At 68.8% G+C, this 16,044-nt stretch carries 14 protein-coding genes; 2 read left to right on the top strand and 12 right to left on the bottom strand.

The window, feature by feature from the left end; translation table 11 throughout:
* Window position 1 precedes the first annotated feature (1 nt).
* Window positions 2-1,906: a DNA primase gene (gene dnaG / locus DL990_RS21400; RefSeq protein WP_199754275.1), complete on the bottom strand. Its 1,905-nt coding sequence runs from the start codon at window positions 1,904-1,906 to the stop codon at window positions 2-4.
* A gap of 132 nt (window positions 1,907-2,038) precedes the next feature.
* On the opposite strand from dnaG, the gene DL990_RS21395 reads away from it, so the two are divergent.
* On the top strand, window positions 2,039-2,977 hold the full coding sequence (locus DL990_RS21395) for a sigma-70 family RNA polymerase sigma factor (RefSeq protein WP_125799708.1): 939 nt from the start codon (window positions 2,039-2,041) through the stop codon (window positions 2,975-2,977).
* Window positions 2,978-3,051: 74 nt separating this feature from the next.
* On the opposite strand, the gene DL990_RS21390 is transcribed toward DL990_RS21395, so the two are convergent.
* Window positions 3,052-3,618, bottom strand: a complete 567-nt coding sequence (locus DL990_RS21390) for a carboxymuconolactone decarboxylase family protein (protein ID WP_125785830.1) — start codon at window positions 3,616-3,618, stop codon at window positions 3,052-3,054.
* 226 nt (window positions 3,619-3,844) lie between these two features.
* Here DL990_RS21390 and DL990_RS21385 point away from each other — a divergent pair, with 226 nt between their 5' ends.
* Complete coding sequence (locus DL990_RS21385) at window positions 3,845-4,984, top strand: aldehyde dehydrogenase family protein (RefSeq protein WP_125799707.1); 1,140 nt, start codon at window positions 3,845-3,847, stop codon at window positions 4,982-4,984.
* A 9-nt stretch (window positions 4,985-4,993) separates the two neighbouring features.
* On the opposite strand, the gene DL990_RS21380 is transcribed toward DL990_RS21385, so the two are convergent.
* The 10 genes from DL990_RS21380 to DL990_RS21335 form a co-directional block, all read right to left on the bottom strand.
* Window positions 4,994-6,790, bottom strand: coding sequence for a glycosyl transferase (locus DL990_RS21380; protein WP_125785832.1), 1,797 nt, complete (start codon window positions 6,788-6,790; stop codon window positions 4,994-4,996).
* A 97-nt stretch (window positions 6,791-6,887) separates the two neighbouring features.
* On the bottom strand, window positions 6,888-7,964 hold the full coding sequence (locus DL990_RS21375; protein WP_125799706.1) for a serpin family protein: 1,077 nt from the start codon (window positions 7,962-7,964) through the stop codon (window positions 6,888-6,890).
* Window positions 7,965-8,136: 172 nt separating this feature from the next.
* Window positions 8,137-9,408 carry a deoxyguanosinetriphosphate triphosphohydrolase gene (locus DL990_RS21370; protein ID WP_125799705.1) on the bottom strand — a complete coding sequence of 424 codons (1,272 nt, stop codon included), beginning with the start codon at window positions 9,406-9,408 and terminating at the stop codon, window positions 8,137-8,139.
* Between the two features lie 38 nt (window positions 9,409-9,446).
* Window positions 9,447-10,079 (bottom strand): YdcF family protein, encoded by a 633-nt coding sequence (locus DL990_RS21365; RefSeq protein ID WP_125785835.1) that lies wholly within the window; start codon window positions 10,077-10,079, stop codon window positions 9,447-9,449.
* A 32-nt stretch (window positions 10,080-10,111) separates the two neighbouring features.
* Window positions 10,112-10,717, bottom strand: coding sequence for a response regulator transcription factor (locus tag DL990_RS21360; RefSeq protein WP_125785836.1), 606 nt, complete (start codon window positions 10,715-10,717; stop codon window positions 10,112-10,114).
* Entirely contained in the window at window positions 10,714-11,910 is a 1,197-nt protein-coding gene (locus DL990_RS21355; RefSeq protein ID WP_125799704.1) for a sensor histidine kinase, read from the bottom strand. The genes DL990_RS21360 and DL990_RS21355 overlap by 4 nt, the downstream gene beginning before the upstream one ends.
* 15 nt (window positions 11,911-11,925) lie before the next feature.
* On the bottom strand, window positions 11,926-12,654 hold the full coding sequence (locus DL990_RS21350; RefSeq protein WP_125785838.1) for an ABC transporter permease: 729 nt from the start codon (window positions 12,652-12,654) through the stop codon (window positions 11,926-11,928).
* On the bottom strand, window positions 12,651-13,574 hold the full coding sequence (locus DL990_RS21345; protein ID WP_199746525.1) for an ABC transporter ATP-binding protein: 924 nt from the start codon (window positions 13,572-13,574) through the stop codon (window positions 12,651-12,653). The genes DL990_RS21350 and DL990_RS21345 overlap by 4 nt, the downstream gene beginning before the upstream one ends.
* Window positions 13,575-13,895: 321 nt before the next feature.
* Window positions 13,896-15,284, bottom strand: a complete 1,389-nt coding sequence (locus DL990_RS21340) for a glycine--tRNA ligase (protein WP_034316415.1) — start codon at window positions 15,282-15,284, stop codon at window positions 13,896-13,898.
* A 93-nt stretch (window positions 15,285-15,377) separates the two neighbouring features.
* A complete protein-coding gene (locus DL990_RS21335; RefSeq protein ID WP_125785839.1) occupies window positions 15,378-16,037 on the bottom strand; it encodes a class F sortase in 660 nt (219 codons plus the stop codon).
* Window positions 16,038-16,044 lie beyond the last annotated feature (7 nt).

Raw genomic sequence — 16,044 nt, 5'->3', positions numbered from 1 at the left:
CTCAGTCCAATCCGCCGATGGCCTGTTCCTTCAGCGCCTTCCGGTACTGCTCGAGCGCGACGAGGTCGCCGAACAGCGCGCGGTAGTCGTCCGGCGCCTCGACCGGCGAAAGCCGCTGGAGCTTCGACTTGATCTCGTTGATCTGGCGGGCGACCAGGCTTTCCTGCACCGCCGCGAGCTGTGCGGAGATGTAGCGCGAGTCGACCTCGCCCTTGGCGCGCAACGGTTCCACCGAAAGTTCGCTGAGCACTCGCCGCACCGAACCTTGCGGACAGTGCGGGACGGCCGCGTCGAGCAGGGCGGGCCCGGTCAGCCCGGAACCCGCTCCCCCGGCGGACAGCAGCGCCTTGTGGATGGCGACGTAAACCGGATGGGTGAACGCGTCCTCGGGGAGCGCGTCGTACTCCGCCCCGGCGAGCATCGGCTGCTGCAAGGCCGCTTTGAGCGCCTCACGCTGCGCGATGAACCGCGGATCGCCGGGCGCGGGCCGTGGCAGGTCCTCCTCGACGGTGGCCGTGGCCCCGGCGGCGGGCCGCCGGACCTCGATCGTCGTGGAGCGTTTCGCCATGGCGCCCGCGCTGCCGCGGACCCGGTTCACCACCTGCGCCGCGTCCTGCCAGCCGACCCACCAGGCGAGTTTGGACGCGTAGCCGTCGCGGCTCGCGCGGTCCTTGATGCCCGCGACCATCGGAACGGTCTTCTGCAGCGCCGCGACCTGTCCGTCGACGGAGTCGAGGTCGAAGCCCTTGAGCATGCTCTTGATCGCGAATTCGAACAGCGGGATCCGCCGCGCGACCAGGTCTCGCACGGCGGTGTCGCCCTTGGCGAGCCGCAGTTCGCAGGGGTCCATGCCGTCGGGGGCGACCGCGATGTAGGTCTGCCCGGCGAAGGTCTGGTCGCCCTCGAAGGCCTTCAACGCCGCCTTCTGGCCGGCTTCGTCACCGTCGAAGGTGAAGATCACTTCGCCGCGGAAGGCGTCGTCGTCCATCATCAGCCGCCGGAGGACCTTCATGTGGTCCTCGCCGAACGCCGTACCCGACGACGCCACGGCCGTCGGCACTCCGGCGGCGTGCATCGCCATCACGTCGGTGTAGCCCTCGACGACGACGACCTGGTGCCGCTTCGCGATCTCGCGTTTGGCCAGATCGAGGCCGAACATGACCTGCGACTTCTTGTAGATCGGCGATTCCGCGGTGTTCAGGTACTTCGCCGAGACACGGTCGTCGTCGTACAGGCGCCGCGCGCCGAACCCGACCACCTCGTTGCCGACGTCGCGGATGGGCCAGAGCAGCCGCCGGTTGAACCGGTCCATCGGCCCGCGCTGGCCTTCCTTGGCCAGCCCGGCGGTGAGCAGTTCCTTGACCTCGAACCCGCGGTTGAGCAGATGTTTGGTGAGCTTGTCCCAGCCGGCCGGCGCATATCCGCAGCCGAACGTCTGCGCGGCGGCGGCGTCGAAACCCCGTTCGGACAGGAAGTCCCTCGCCGCGCGCGCGTCCGGTGTGAGCAGCTGCTCGGCGTAGAACTCCTGGGCCGCGCGGTGCGCTTCGATCAGCCGGGCGCGGGTGCCGCGATCACGCTGGACGCTTCCGCCGCCGCCTTCGTAGGTCAGCCGGAACCCCGCGCGATCCGCGAGCCGCTCGACGGCTTCGACGAACGAGATCAGGTCCATCTTCTGGATGAACTTGATCACGTCACCGCCTTCACCGCAGCCGAAGCAGTGGAAGGTGCCGTGGGAGGGGCGCACGTTGAACGACGGGGTCTTCTCGTTGTGGAACGGGCAAAGCCCTTTCAGGCTGCCGCCGCCGGCGTTGCGGAGGGCCACGTAATCCGCGATGACCTCGTCGATCCGGTTGCGCTCGCGCACCTCCGCGATGTCGCTGTCCCGAATCCGTCCTGCCACGCTCATCACTCTAGGCCGTGTCCGGTAAGTCGGTTCGATGGGCTTCGTGATCCAGGTGGTTCCTGACGGTGCGGGCGAACCGGCTTACCGGACACGGCCTAGTTCCACTCGCGGAGCACTGTGCGGCACACTCGGGGAATGAGCACCGCCCTGGACGAACTCGCCGGGAACTTCGCCACGTTGCGCCCTCATCTGGTGTCGGTCGCGTACCGGCTCACCGGCACGCTCTCCGACGCCGAGGACGCGGTCCAGGAGTCCTGGCTGCGCCTGAGCGGCCTGGACGAGCGCCGCCGTTCGGCCATCGAAGACCACAAGGGCTGGCTGACCACCGTCGTCAGCCGGATCTGCCTCGACCGGCTGCGGTCCGCGGTGGTGCGCCGCGAACGGTACGTCGGCGAATGGCTGCCCGAACCGGTCCTCGGCCCGCTGGGTACGCCGTCGTCGGAGGATCCGCTGACCGTCGCGGTCCGCGACGACGGGATGCGGATGGCGGCGATGGTGGTCCTCGACCGGCTCACGCCGGAGCAGCGCGTCGCGTTCGTCCTGCACGACGCGTTTTCGGTGCCGTTCGGCGAGATCGCCGAGATCCTGGGCTGCACGCCGGAGGCCGCGCGCCAGCACGGTTCCCGCGGCCGCCGCGCGGTCGCCGACGCCGATCCGCCACCCCGGACGGCGCTCGCCGAGCAACAGCAGATCATCGAGAAGTTCATGACCGCGATGCTCACCGGCGACATCCAGGCGGTGGCGGAGGTCCTCCACCCCGACGTCGTCCTCGTCGGCGACGGCGGCGGCAAGGCGCGCACGGCGGTGCACACGGTCGCCGGGTTCGACAAGGTCACCCGGCTGTTCCAGGGACTCATGCGGCTGTACGACCCGGCCGGGATCGAGCAGGCCAGGGTCGCGCTCGTCAACGGCGACCTCGGGCTGTACATCCCGCCGCAGGCGGCCTCCGCCGGCTACCGGGCGCTCGACGAGCACGTCGACGCGTTCGTCATCCGCGACGGGAAGATCGTGGCGATCTACGACATGGCGAACCCGGACAAGCTCACCACCGCGCGGACCCGCGTCACCCCCTGACGCAATTCGTCACCTGCTTGCGAGGGTTCGGACGCCGAACCATCGCAAGCAGGTGACGAATTGCGAGGGTCAGGTCAGGGAAGCGGGATCTTGCAGGCGTCGCCCGAGGTGAAGCCCTGCGCGGTGATGTCGAGTGCGCTGTTCATCCGGGCACGCATGTTCTCGAGCCCGATCTGGTAGGTCAGCTCGATGACGCCCTTGCGGCCGAACTCGCGTTCCAGTTCGGCGACCTGCTCGTCGGTGACGGTCACCGGGCTCGCGGTCATCGCGTCGGCGTACGCGAGCCCGAGCCGTTCCTGGTCGGTGAAGGCGGGCGACTTCGCGTAGTCGTCGATGTTCTTAAGCCGTTCGATGTCGAGCCCCTCGTGCAGTTGCAGCATGGTCCCGAAGTCGATACACCACGTGCAGCCGAGCTGGGTCGCGACGCGGTACACGGCCAGCTCGCGCACGTTGGCGGGCAGCGTCTTGCTGGCCTTTTCCGCCAGCATTTCGTGCATGCCGTTGGCCCGGAGCAGTGCCGGGTGGTGCGCGTAGACGGCCATCGGCTCGGGGACGGCACCGAAGCGCTTGCCGGCGAACTTGTAGATCAGCTTCAGCAGGAAGCCGGCTTCGGCGGTCTTGACGGCGGGAATGCGCGGCATGGTGTCCTCCTCGTGCGGTTGCGATCACCCTCTGGACGAGGCCGCCGGCCCGAACGTGACAGGCGCTCTCCGGTGACGTGGACCACGCGGAGTATTTAGCCTTTTCGCCGGAACCCTCATTCGATCAATGAAGGTACGCTTACGCTCTGCGATCCCTTCGATACAACCGATGCCGTCACATCGGTCTCTCCGGCGATCCCTCCGCACTCTCCCCACGGAGGAACACATGGACCATCCGAGGCTCGCCGTCGAGAATCCCGCGACCGGGCGGCCGATCACGACCGTCCCGGACGACGGCCCGGCCGATGTCGACAAAGCGGTACGCGCCGCCGTCGGGGCCTGGCCCGCCTGGCGAGTCTCGGATCGGCACGCGGCGCTGATGTCGTGCGCGGTCGTCGTCGAGGAGGCCGCGCCGGTGCTGGCCCCCGTGCTGACCGAGGAGCAGGGGAAACCGCTGCGGGAAGCCAAAGCCGAGTTCGCCGAGGCCGCCGCGCGATTCCGGTACTTCGCCGGTGCGCGGGCCGGACCTCATCTCGACGGCAACGGCCCGGTCGCCGCGATCACGCCGTGGAGCTTTCCCGTGCGACTGGCCGCAGCGGAACTCGCGCCGTCGTTCGCCGCGGGCGACACGGTGGTGCTCACACCGTCGCCGCACACCCCGCTCACCACCCTGCACCTGGGCCGGATGCTGGCGGAGGTGCTGCCGCCGGGGGTGCTGACCGTGCTCACCGGACGGGATCCGCTCGGCGAGCGGCTGGCCGCCGCGCCCGGACTGCGACGGCCGGCGCCGGAACCGGGCGGCAACGATCCCGCGATCGTGCTCCCCGGCACCGATCCGGCGCTCATCGCGGAAAGCCTGTTCTGGAGCGCGTTCACCAATTGCGGACAGCTGTGCACTGCGGTCGAACGGGTCTACGCCGTCGGGTCCGCGTACGAAGGCGTGGTCGAGGCGCTCGCCGCCTTGGCGGCGAAGGTCGTGGTCGGCGACGGGCGGACGCCCGGCACGCAGATCGGCCCGGTGAACAACCGGCCGCGGCACGCCCGCGTCACCGGCCTCACCGAGGAGGCGAGGTCGGACGGCGCGCGGATCGTCACCGGCGGACCGCTCGACGGACCCGGCTACTTCTTCGCCCCGGCGATCGTCGCCGACGCGTACGACAGGATGCGCGTGGTGGCCGAGGCACAGTTCGGCCCGGTGCTGCCGGTCGTCCGATGCTCCACAGTGGACGAAGCGCTCGGGCTGGCCAACGCCACGACGCCCGGCTCACGCGCATCGGTGTGGGGCAAGGACGAGGAGCACGCCATGGAAGTCGCGGCGCGGCTCGAATACGGGACGGTGTGGGTCAACGAGCACCAGGCCTCGTGAGTCCCGCGGTCAGGGAGTGATCGTCCGCACGTCCCACACCCAGACGCCGTCGACGAACTCGGCGGGTTTCCGCAGCAGCAGGTCGACGGTGGTCCGGAAGGCGTCCTGGTGCTCGCGCGGGATCAGCACGAGGACGTCGGCGTTCCAGTACCGCAGATCCTCCAGCGCCTGCTCCCGCTGCGACTCGGTGATCGTCGCCGGGATGCCGGTCTGCTTGATCTGGTCGAAGATGATCGACGTCGGCCGCTGGATGGCGCCGTAGCGGCCGCGTTTGTCGTCCGGGCCGCTCGGCCCGACGAAGTAGCCCTCCGGCATCGCGTAGCCGAGCCCCGCGTCGATCTGCCAGTGCAGTGGTTCGGATTCGCCGGAACTCGGCAGTGGCACGGGTACCACGGTCCCGCCGGGCGCGACGTAGCTCCGCCAGGTCCCGTCGGCGAGGAACCGCGGCGTCGGCGGCCGGTCCTTCACGATCAGTTGCGTCGGCGCGATCGGCAGCAATACCGCGATCACGACGCCGATCCACACCAGTCGCAACGGGAATCGCCGCTCCCCCGGCACTTCCGGCAGTCGCGACGCGACCGCGTGGACGCGCTCGGTCGCCAGCGCCAGCAACGCGCCGATGAGCGGGATGCAGCCCATCGCGAGCCGTGATTCCAGCAGCGATTCGAACAGGGGCAGTTCCGAGAAGAGTTTCCACGGCCCGGGGATCCCGGTCTCCTCGTGCACCACGATCAGTTGCACACCAAGGGAAAGCCAGGCCATCACGAACATCGAGATGGCCAGCGCCCGCGCGAACACCTCACGCCACAGCCAGGCGGTGATCACCACCATCAGCACGATCAACGGCCAGCCGAAGAAGGCGTTCTCCTCGGTGCGGTTCATCGACACGTCCGCGGCGGCCTGCGGCTGCCCGGCGACCGACTGGGTCGCGAACCGGGTGAACGCGGCGGTGTCGTTCCCGACGGGGCCGTGCTCGATCGCCTGATAGCTCTGCGGGCCGAAGAACTGCCACCACAGCGGGAAAGCACACAGCACGAGCGCCACGAGGACACCGATGCCGACGCCGATCCCCAGCGGTTTCGCCATCGGCGGGAACTCGCGGTAGTTCGTCGCGAAGTAGGCGATGGCGAAGATCGCGAACGCCATCGCGAAGATCAGCAGCGGTTCTTCACCGAGGAAGATCTGGTACGCCGCCAGCAGGCCGAGGAAGATCCCGTTGCGCACCGGACGCTCGCCGCGCGCGATCTTGAAGACCAGCAACGCGATGAACGGCAGGACGAACCACGCGACGAAGTTCGGATGCGCGTTGCCGTGCGAGATCATCGGCGGGGCGAAGCCGACGAACGCGCCGCCGATGGCCGCGCCGACCCGGTGGGTGACCAGATGCCGCGAGAAGACCCAGTACCAGGCCGCCGCCGTGCCGGCGAGACCGCCGGTGAGCGCGATGGCCCAGGTGACCGTCGGGCCGAAGGTGAGCGTGACCGGCGCCAGCGGGATGCCGATGCCGAGCATGGCCGTGTTGGCCATCAGGTTCACGCCGAGCGGATGGTTCTGGAAGTGCGAGCTGAGCGGATTCCTCAGGTGCAGCACGTTGTCCGCGGTGACGGAGAAGAACCACTCCCACAGGTTCTGGTCCGACGCGCTGTTCCAGAGATAACCCTCCTTGAGGTCGAGCCAGAGCCCGTTGTAGAGCAGGAAGGCGAACAGCAGGAAACCGCCCATGATGGCGGCGTCGGCGGCGGCGAACCGGCGAGGTCTCGTGGAAGTCTTCTCGGCCTCCAAGCCCGCCGCCTCAGTGGTTGCCATCGGAAGTCCTTCGGGGGTATTCGACGGATCCAGGTTTCCGCCGGGCGTGGACTTCCGATGGTGACCACTCAGCCTGGAAAAGACTCACTGACCGTCCTCACGGCTCGACAACGTGGGCGAGAAAGTAGATCACACCCGTCGAGGCATGCCTGACGAGCAGAAGGAAGGGGCGATCGACGGCGACTTCCAGGGGTTCGTCGACGATGAGCGACGTCAGCCGCATCAGCACCGCCGTCGCGGCGGCGCCTTCGAGGCCTTGTTCGTCGATGCGGAGCACGGATTGGTGGACTACCTCGGACACTTCGAGCCGGTCGTCGTCGGCGAGCGCGGTGAGGTCGGCGTCGGCGGTGAACATCGTGCGCACACCGAGATCCTGGAGTTTCGCCGTCAGCGGGCTGTCGACGTCGAGGTCGAGTTTCGGCAGTGACAGGGCGATCGTCTTGGACCGCGTGTTCTCCAGCAGTACCGCCAGCTTGCCCGCGTCGAGTTCGGCGTCGTCGAGATCGCCGTCCGGCAGCAGGATGACCGCCTCCACCCCGCCCTCGGCGCCGAGGCGGACGACCTGCCAGCCGTCCTCGTGGGTGTGGTCGAGCTGTTTTTCGAGCCACATCGTCGGCACCGTACGGGTGCCGGACGGCGCGTGGAAGTCCGCGGGCGCGGTGTTGTCACCGGAGAACGGATTGGTCCACGCGGTTTTGAGATACAGGGCGTTGACGATCGCGGCGACGGTGTCCGGCGCGACGGTCCCCTGCTTCAGCAGTTCGGGGATCAGCTCGTGGGTGGCCTCGGCGACGTCGGCGTTGATCAGCCGCCGCGCGGCCTCCGGATCGTCGCCGAACGGGGCGCTCTCGACCTTCCCGCCCGGCCAGGTGGCGAGTTCCGCGCGGAAGGAATCCTCGAGCGGTAGCCCGTCCCAGGCCCAGAGCGTGTTCGCGACCGCGAGTTCGGGGCCGTCGTCGAGCAGCGACGAGGCCTTGCCCAGCAGGTCGGCGAGCTCGTCCGGGTCGCCGAGCAGCGCGATCAGTTCTTCTCTGGTCCTCCCCTTGGCAGCGTGGGTCACCAGGCCGAGCGCGCTCGCGATCGAGTACGGCGAGAAACACGCGTTCTCCGTGCGGCTCGCCAGCACCCGGTAGAGGTCCAGACCAAACCGGAGGTGGCTTTCGACAGCGCCCATGCCGCAGACCGTACCGTGCACGGGCCCGTCCGTCTCCTGTCCGAAAGTTCCGCTTTGTTCGAGAGTCGGGCCGAGGTGGCGCGTTGCGAAAGCCACTTTCGCAACCTTCGACGTTGCGAAAGTGGCTTTCGCAACGTCGGCCGGGGTGGGTGAGCGACGGCCCCGGCTCCGCTTAGCCGTGGCGGCCCGTGTGCCAGGCATGCCACGCGTAGGCCTGGGCGTCCGTGAGCGAGGCCACCTGGTCGACGACCACGCGCAGGCGGGCCGCGTCGTCCGGGGCGGCCTCCCACGCGGGAAGGAACAACCCGTCGAGCGCGTCGGGCGCGCGGCGGCACAGCGCCTCGACCAGTTCGGCGAGCGTCTGACGCTGGCCGTCCTGCATCGCGAGGCGCCGCCTGTCGCTCATCACGTACCGCAGCGCGAGCGCCTTGAACAACGCGACCTCGGCCGCGACCTGCTCCGGGATGACGAGCCGCGCGGCGTAGCGGCTCAGCGGTCCTTCGCCGTGCACCTCCCGCGTCGCCCCGACCACCGCCGTCGCGAACCTGCCGACCAGCTCACTCGTCAGCCGCTTCAGCGCGACCTGCGCCTTGAGCGATCCGTCGAGCCCCGGCTCGATGAGTTCGGCGACCACGGGCAGGTCGAGCAGTTCCTTCGCCGCACCCTCCAAAGTGGACTGAGACTGCCGCGAGAACCGGCGCGCCGCCTCGGCCACCGCCGCGCGTTCCTCCGCGTCGGCCAATACCCGCAACGAGATCCGGCCGGCCAGCACCCCGTCCTCGACGTCGTGCACCGAGTACGCGACGTCGTCGGACCAGTCCATGATCTGCGCTTCCAGACAGGTGCGGCGATCCGGAGTTCCTTCCCGGACCCACGCGAACACCTCGGCGTCGTCGGCGTAGACGCCGTACTTCGGATTGCCCTCTTCACGCTGCCACGGGTACTTCGTCGAGGCGTCGAGACAGGCGCGAGTGAGATTCAGCCCGCCGACGACCCCGCCTTCGAGCAGGACCTTGGGCTCCAGCCTGGTCAGGATCCGCAACGTCTGCGCGTTGCCCTCGAAACCACCGCACGGCTGCGCGACCTCGTTCAGCGCGCGCTCGCCGTTGTGCCCGAACGGCGGATGCCCGATGTCGTGCGCGAGGCCGGCGGTGTCCACCAGATCCGGGTCCGTGCCCAGTTCGTCCGCGATCCCCCTGCCGATCTGCGCGACCTCCAGCGAATGCGTCAGCCGGGTGCGCGGCACGCCGCTGACCTCGGCACCTTCACCGGGCCCGACCACCTGCGTCTTGCCTGCCAGCCGCCGCAGGGCCGCCGAGTGCAGAACCCGCGCGCGATCACGGGCGAAGGCGCTTCGCCCGTCACTGGCGCCCTCCAGCGCCGCGCCCTTGGGCCGCTCGGGCAGCAGACGCGCCCTGTCGGCCTGGGTGTAGGTGTCGCTCACCCGACCAGCTTAAGCGTGGTCACCGACACTCAGCGGTTTCAGACGACCGCCGGGGACTTCGTGAGCCGGTAATACAGCAGCGCGCCGGTCTCGCGGACGATGTAGCGCGCCTGCGTCTCGCGGGCCTGCACTACGGGACCCCGGTGGGTCGGCGAGGTCCAGGTCTCCAGCCCGAGGTCGTCGGCCATCACCCGCGCACGGAAGGAATGCCACGGGTCGCTGACCAGTACCGCTGTCTTCCATCCCCGCTTCTGCACCTGCTCGGCGACCGCGCGCAGGCTGCGCAGGGTGTCGCTGCCCTCACCGACGGGCAGCGTCGCCGACTGGGGCACGCCGCGTTTGCGCAGCCACTGCACGCCAGCCTGCGCCTCGGTGTAGTTGTCGTCGGCCTTCTTACCGCCCGCGGTGACGATCACCTTCGCGACGCCCTGGTCGTACAGTGTCTTCGCCTTCGCCAGCCGGGCCTGGAAGATCTCCGACGGCCTGCCGTTGTACTGGGCGGCGCCGAGCACCACGATGACGTCGGCCCGATCGCGCACGTCCTCCCGCGCGACCTGCCAGACCCGGAACGCCGTTCCGCCGATCACCGCGACGACGATCAGCAGGAATCCCGCCAGGATCCGGCGCACCCAGTTCGCGCGGGTGGGTTTCGTCCGTTCGGCGGTACTCACGAGAGTGATTCTCGCAGAGCGGCGAGACGATCTCAGAGCCAGCCGTGCTCTTCCGCGAGCCGCACCGCCTCGGCCCGTGTCCTCGCCCCGGTCTTGCCCATCGCGGCCGAGAGATGGTTGCGCACGGTGCCTTCGGAAAGGTGCAGCGCACCCGCGATGTCGGCCACCGTGCTGCCGTCCTTGGCGGCCCGCAGGACGTCGTGCTCACGTCCGGTGAGCGGGCTCGCGCCGGTGGCGAGCGATTCGGCGGCGAGCGCGGGATCGACCACCCGGAGCCCGCCGTGGACCCTGCGGACGGCGTCGACGAGCTGCTCCGGCGGCGCGTCCTTGACCACGAATCCGGCGGCACCCGCCGCCATCGCCCGCGAGAGGTAACCGGGTCTGCCGAAGGTGGTGCAGATGATGATCCGGCACAGCGGGAGCGCGCCGTGCAGTTCCGCGGCGGCTTCGAGACCGTCCTTGCCCGGCATCTGGACGTCGAGCAGCGCGACGTCCGGAGCGGTCTCCTTCGCCCGTTGGAGCACTTCGTCGCCCGAGCCGACCTGGGCGACCACCTCGATGTCGGTTTCGAGGCCGAGCACGGTGGCCAACGCCCCGCGCACCATCGCCTGGTCGTCGGCGAGCAGGACCCGGATCACGCGCAGCCTCCAGCGGGTTCGGAGAGCGGCGCACGCGCGACGCTCCGCAAGGCGGACTCGGGTACCTCCGCCCGGACGAGCCATCCTCCCCCAGGCGGCGTGGTGGCGGTCAAGGTCCCGCCGACCGCGGCCAAGCGTTCGGCGAGTCCGCGCAGGCCGTTGCCCGGCTTCTCCTCGCTGCCCTCGCCGTCGTCCTCGACCTCCAGCCACGCCGCACCGAAGCGGACTTTGACCCGTTTCGCCCCGGAATGCCGGAGAACGTTCGTCACGGCCTCCCGCAGCACGTAGCCGAAGGTCCGTTGCAGGACGGGATCGACGTTGTCCACCGCGTGCGGCAGATCCGCGTCGATCTCGGCCGCCCGCAGCGCCGCCCTCGCCCCGGCGACCTCCGCCGACAGCGACACCTCGCGGTACTCGGAGACCGTGGCACGGATGTCCGTGAGCGCGCTGCGGGTCAGGCTCTCGACCTCGCTGATCTCCTGCAGCGCGCGGCTGTCGTCCTTGCCGCTCTCCAGGATCCGGCGCGCGAGCCCCGCTTTGACCGTGATGGTGGTGAGACTGTGGCCGAGGATGTCGTGCAGATCCCGCGCCAGGCGCTCGCGTTCACCCGCGACCGCGAGCGTCGCGATCTCCTGGTTGGCCGCCTCCAGTTTCCGCACCGCGCGGACCAGGTTCGCCATGAAGAACATCGCCGCCGTGATCGAGGCGACCGCGATGAGGTCACCGAAGTCGTCCGTCCCGACGACCAGGTGGACACCGGCGACCAGCAGCAGGGCGCCACCGTCCAGGATCACCGCCCACGCCGGCGGCAGCGTGAAGGCCAGCACCGCCGTCGCGTAGATCAGGATGTACGGGTTGTTGTCGTGCAGGAAGACCAGGACGAGGCCGAGGAGCAGCATCACCACCGAGAAGAGGTAGGTCCTCTTCCGCCGGGAAGGCCGCAGAACGAGCGGGAACAGCAGATAACAGGCCCCGTAGGCGATGAGGAAACCGGCGATCACCAGCTCTTCCGCGGTGACCCCGTCGGTGGTCAGCTCGACCACCGTGGGGATGAAACTCGGCAGGACGAAGGCGGTGCCGAGCACGGCCCACTTCGCCGGCCGGGGCCCGCGACCGGTCCGCGGCGGCATGTCCGACCACCAGTTCTCCCGGTTGTCCAAGCCCGTCCTGACCCTGCCCGGGTAGTCGTTCACCGGTTCACCCTCTTCTCAGACCCGCGCACTGTCCTTACGGTAACGCCTGATCACCAGCGTCCCGAGGACCGCGGTCCACGCCGCCAGCACGCCGAGCGCGGCCGTGACGCTCACCGTGAGATGGTCGGTGACCACCGGGCGGACCAGCTGGATCAGCCAGTACGTCGGCGTCACCTGAGCGAGGTCGGCCATCCACGACGGCATCCCGTCGATGGGGATCCACAGGCCGCCGAGGAAGCCCATGCCCATCATGACGATCATGTTCACCGGCTGCATCGACTCCGGCGTGCCGAACTGGCCGAGCAACAGGCCGAGCAGCACCAGCGGGATCGCGCCGAGCCAGACGCCGGACACCAGCCGCAGCCAGCCGGCGGCATCGAGGTGGACGCCCTGGAAGAGGACGCCGACCAGCGGGACGACGAGCAGCGCGGGGAGCGCTACGAGCATCGACGAGAGCGCCTTGCCGCCGAGATAGCCCGCGCCGGTCAGCGGGGTGAGCCGCAGCTGGCGCTGCCATCCGGTGGACCGCTCGATGGCCAGTTTCGTGCCGCTCGTCATCGCGGCGGAGAAGGTGCCGAAGGCCATCATGTTGACCATGATCACTCCGGCGATGTTCACGTTGGATCCGCCGAAAACGTTGGCCTGCAACAGGAACATCAGCACCGGGAAGGCGACGGCGAAGAGCACGAACCGCGTCGAACGGAAGGTGCGGACGATCTCGGTCTTGAGGTAGGTCGGGTTCATCGGACGGCGTCCTCGGTGCTGTCGGTGGTCAGGGAAAGGAATGCGCCTTCGAGGCCGACGGCGCTGATCTCGATGTCGTGCGCTTCGGGCAAGTGGGCCAGCAGCGCCCGCAGCGTCGCGTCGGAATCGGAACTGGAGATCGCGGCACGGCCGCCGCGGAGTTCGAACCCGGTGATCGCGGGCAGCCCCGCGATCACCGGCTCCGCCGCCGCGGGCACCACCGCGCGAATCGTGCGTCCCCCCGCGAGCGCACGGACCTGCGCGACCGAACCGTCTGCGACGATCCGCCCCGACCGCATCAGCACGACACGGTCGGCGAACTCCTCGGCCTCTTCGAGATAGTGAGTGGCGAACAGGACCGTGCGGCCGGAGTTCGTGTACTCGTACATGGACTTCCAGAACTCGCGGCGCGTGCCGACGTCCATCGCGGCGGTCGGCTCGTCGAGGATCAGCAGATCAGGGTCGCTCACCAACGCGACGGCGAACCGCACACGCTGCTTCTGCCCGCCGGAAAGCTTGGTGGAGCGCCGGTTCGCGAGGTCTTCGATCCCCGCACGGCGCAGCGCCTCGCGCACGGGCATCGGCTTGCGATGCAGCGCGGCGACCATGCCGACGGTCTCCCCGACCGTGAGATCCTCGACGAGCGCGCCGCCCTGCAGCATCGCGCCGATCATCCCGTCGCCGACCGCGTCGCCCGGCTCGCGCCCGAAGACGGTCACGGTGCCGCTGTCGGGTGCCGCGAGGCCCAGGATCATGTCGACCGTGGTGGATTTGCCCGCGCCGTTGGGGCCGAGGAGGGCGACCACCTCGCCCGGCGCGATCGTCAGTTCCACGCCGTCGACGGCTTGGACGTCGCCATAGTGCTTACGCAGCCCGGAAAGCCGTACCGCCGCCCCCGCGGTGATGTCTTGTTCTCGCATGCCTAGAGCTTGTCGCGACGGGGCGCCCTGGACGTGGGCCGCGCGTCATGACCTGAGGGTGACAGTTGTCAGGGGTGAGCCTCCTCGAACGCTTCCCCCGTGCAATGAAAGGCCCCTTCATTGCAAATTTTGCAATGAAGGGGCCTTTCATGGCGTCGCCCGGTGGGGCAGCGGCCGGGGGTCGTGAGTGGGCAGTCGTGTTCTGTCGGGGGTAAGGCAAAGGTGTCATGAAGCCGGTCCCGTAATGCCGGGAAGTACGTGAAGGCCCCCTTCCTTGCGCTAGGCGCGAGGAAGGGGGCCTTCACGTACTTCAAAAGAGGGTCAGGCGCCGATCAGGCGACCCGCCAGGTACGACTCCAGCTTGTCGATCGCGACCCGCTCCTGCGCCATGGTGTCGCGCTCGCGCACGGTCACCGCGTGGTCGTTGAGCGAATCGAAGTCGACGGTGACGCAGTACGGCGTCCCGATCTCGTCCTGGCGCCGGTAGCGGCGGCCGATCGCGCCGGCGTCGTCGAAGTCGACGTTCCAGTGCTTACGCAGCGCCGCCGCGACGTCGCGCGCCTTCGGCGTGAGATCGGCGTTGCGGGACAGCGGGAGCACGGCGACCTTGAACGGCGCGAGCCGGTAGTCCAGCTTGAGCACCGCGCGGGTGTCGGTGCTGCCCTTGGCGTTCGGCACCTCTTCCTCGTGGTAGGCGTCGACGAGGAACGCCATCATCGACCGGCCGACACCGGCCGCGGGCTCGATGACGAACGGGCGGAACCGCTGCTTCGTGGCCTGGTCGAAGAACGACAGGTCCACGCCGGAGTGGTTCGAGTGCGTCGTGAGGTCGAAGTCGGTGCGGTTCGCGATGCCCTCGAGCTCGCCCCACTCCTGGCCCGCGTTGAACGCGAAGCGGTACTCGATGTCGACGGTGCGCTTCGAGTAGTGGGAGAGCTTTTCCTTCGGGTGCTCGTAAAGGCGGAGGTTGTCCGCCTTGATGCCGAGGTCCTTGTACCACTCGGTGCGCGCGTCGATCCAGTACTGGTGCCAGGTCTCGTCCTCACCCGGCTCGACGAAGAACTCCATCTCCATCTGCTCGAACTCGCGCGTGCGGAAGATGAAGTTGCCCGGCGTGATCTCGTTCCGGAACGACTTGCCGATCTGGCCGATGCCGAACGGCGGCTTCTTGCGCGCCGCGGTCTGCACGTTGAGGAAGTTGATGAAGATGCCCTGCGCGGTCTCCGGGCGGAGGTAGTGCACGCCTTCCTCGGACTCGACCGGGCCGAGGTAGGTCTTGAGCATCATGTTGAAGTCACGCGGCGCGGTGTACTGCCCGCGGGTGCCGCAGTTCGGGCACGGCACCTCGGACAGGTCGTCCTCGGACACCTCCTTGCCCGAACGGGCGGAGAAGTCCTCGGCCAGCTGGTCGGCGCGGAACCGCTTGTGGCAGGAGAGACATTCGATCAGCGGGTCGGTGAAGACGTCGAGGTGCCCCGACGCGACCCACACCTGGCGCGGCAGGATCACCGAGGAGTCGAGGCCGACGACGTCGTCCCGGCTCTGCACCACGGTCTTCCACCACTGGCGCTTGATGTTGTCCTTGAGTTCGACACCGAGGGGCCCGTAGTCCCACGCCGACTTGGTACCGCCGTAGATCTCTCCACACGGGAAAACGAAGCCTCGACGCTTACACAGGCTGACGACGGTCTCAATGGTGTTGGCGGGCACTCCACGCTCCGAAGCATGCGGGGACGGTTATCGGACTAGAACGACAAGACTAACCGGGAGGTCCCGCGTGACTTCCGGCGAGGTTGGAACGGGTCAGGGGCGGCTCGCCAACGAGGCGGTGACGATGCGGTTGTCCTCGTAACCGTCGGTCCCGCCGACGTACTCGCCACCGCAGGTGACCAGCACCAGCCGATGCGGACCGTCCGGCCCGAACAGCTTCTCCGCCTGCTCGGCCAGCTTCGTCTTGTGCACGGTGACGATCTCGTCGATCTTGTAGACCCACTTGCCGCCGTCGGTGTCGACGACATCCACCTGCTGACCGGCCTTGAGCCGCCACAACTCGTCGAACGGGCCCTTCTTCCCCTTCCAGTTCACATGCCCGGAAAGGAGGGATGCGCCCTGGTCGGCGCCCAGTTTCGCGCCCCACCAGGTGGCTTCGTCGAGACCCTCGGGGATGGGGAGGGTCCCGTCGGCGGTCAGTTCCTTGCGGATCAGTTTCGCCGTGCCACCGCCGGGAAGTTTGACCGTGCCGGGCGCCTGTCCGGTGAGGACTTCGGGTGTTCGCGCGGCCGACGTGTTCGCCTGGTCTTGAGCCGCGGCTGCGACGACCGGATCACTCTTTCCGGCGAACACCAGCACCGCGACCACGGCCGCCACCACGAAGATCGCGGCGCCGGCGAGGATCAATCCCAGGCTGGAGCGCTTCTTCGGCTTCTCCTCGCTCGCCGTGCTGTCGTCGAACTGTCCCACCATCGGGTAT

Source organism: Amycolatopsis sp. WAC 01416 (assembly GCF_003947485.1).
Taxonomy (GTDB): Bacteria; Actinomycetota; Actinomycetes; order Mycobacteriales; family Pseudonocardiaceae; genus Amycolatopsis.
The sequence above is the reverse complement of the archived record's forward strand: the minus strand, read 5'-3'. Positions and strand labels throughout refer to the sequence as shown.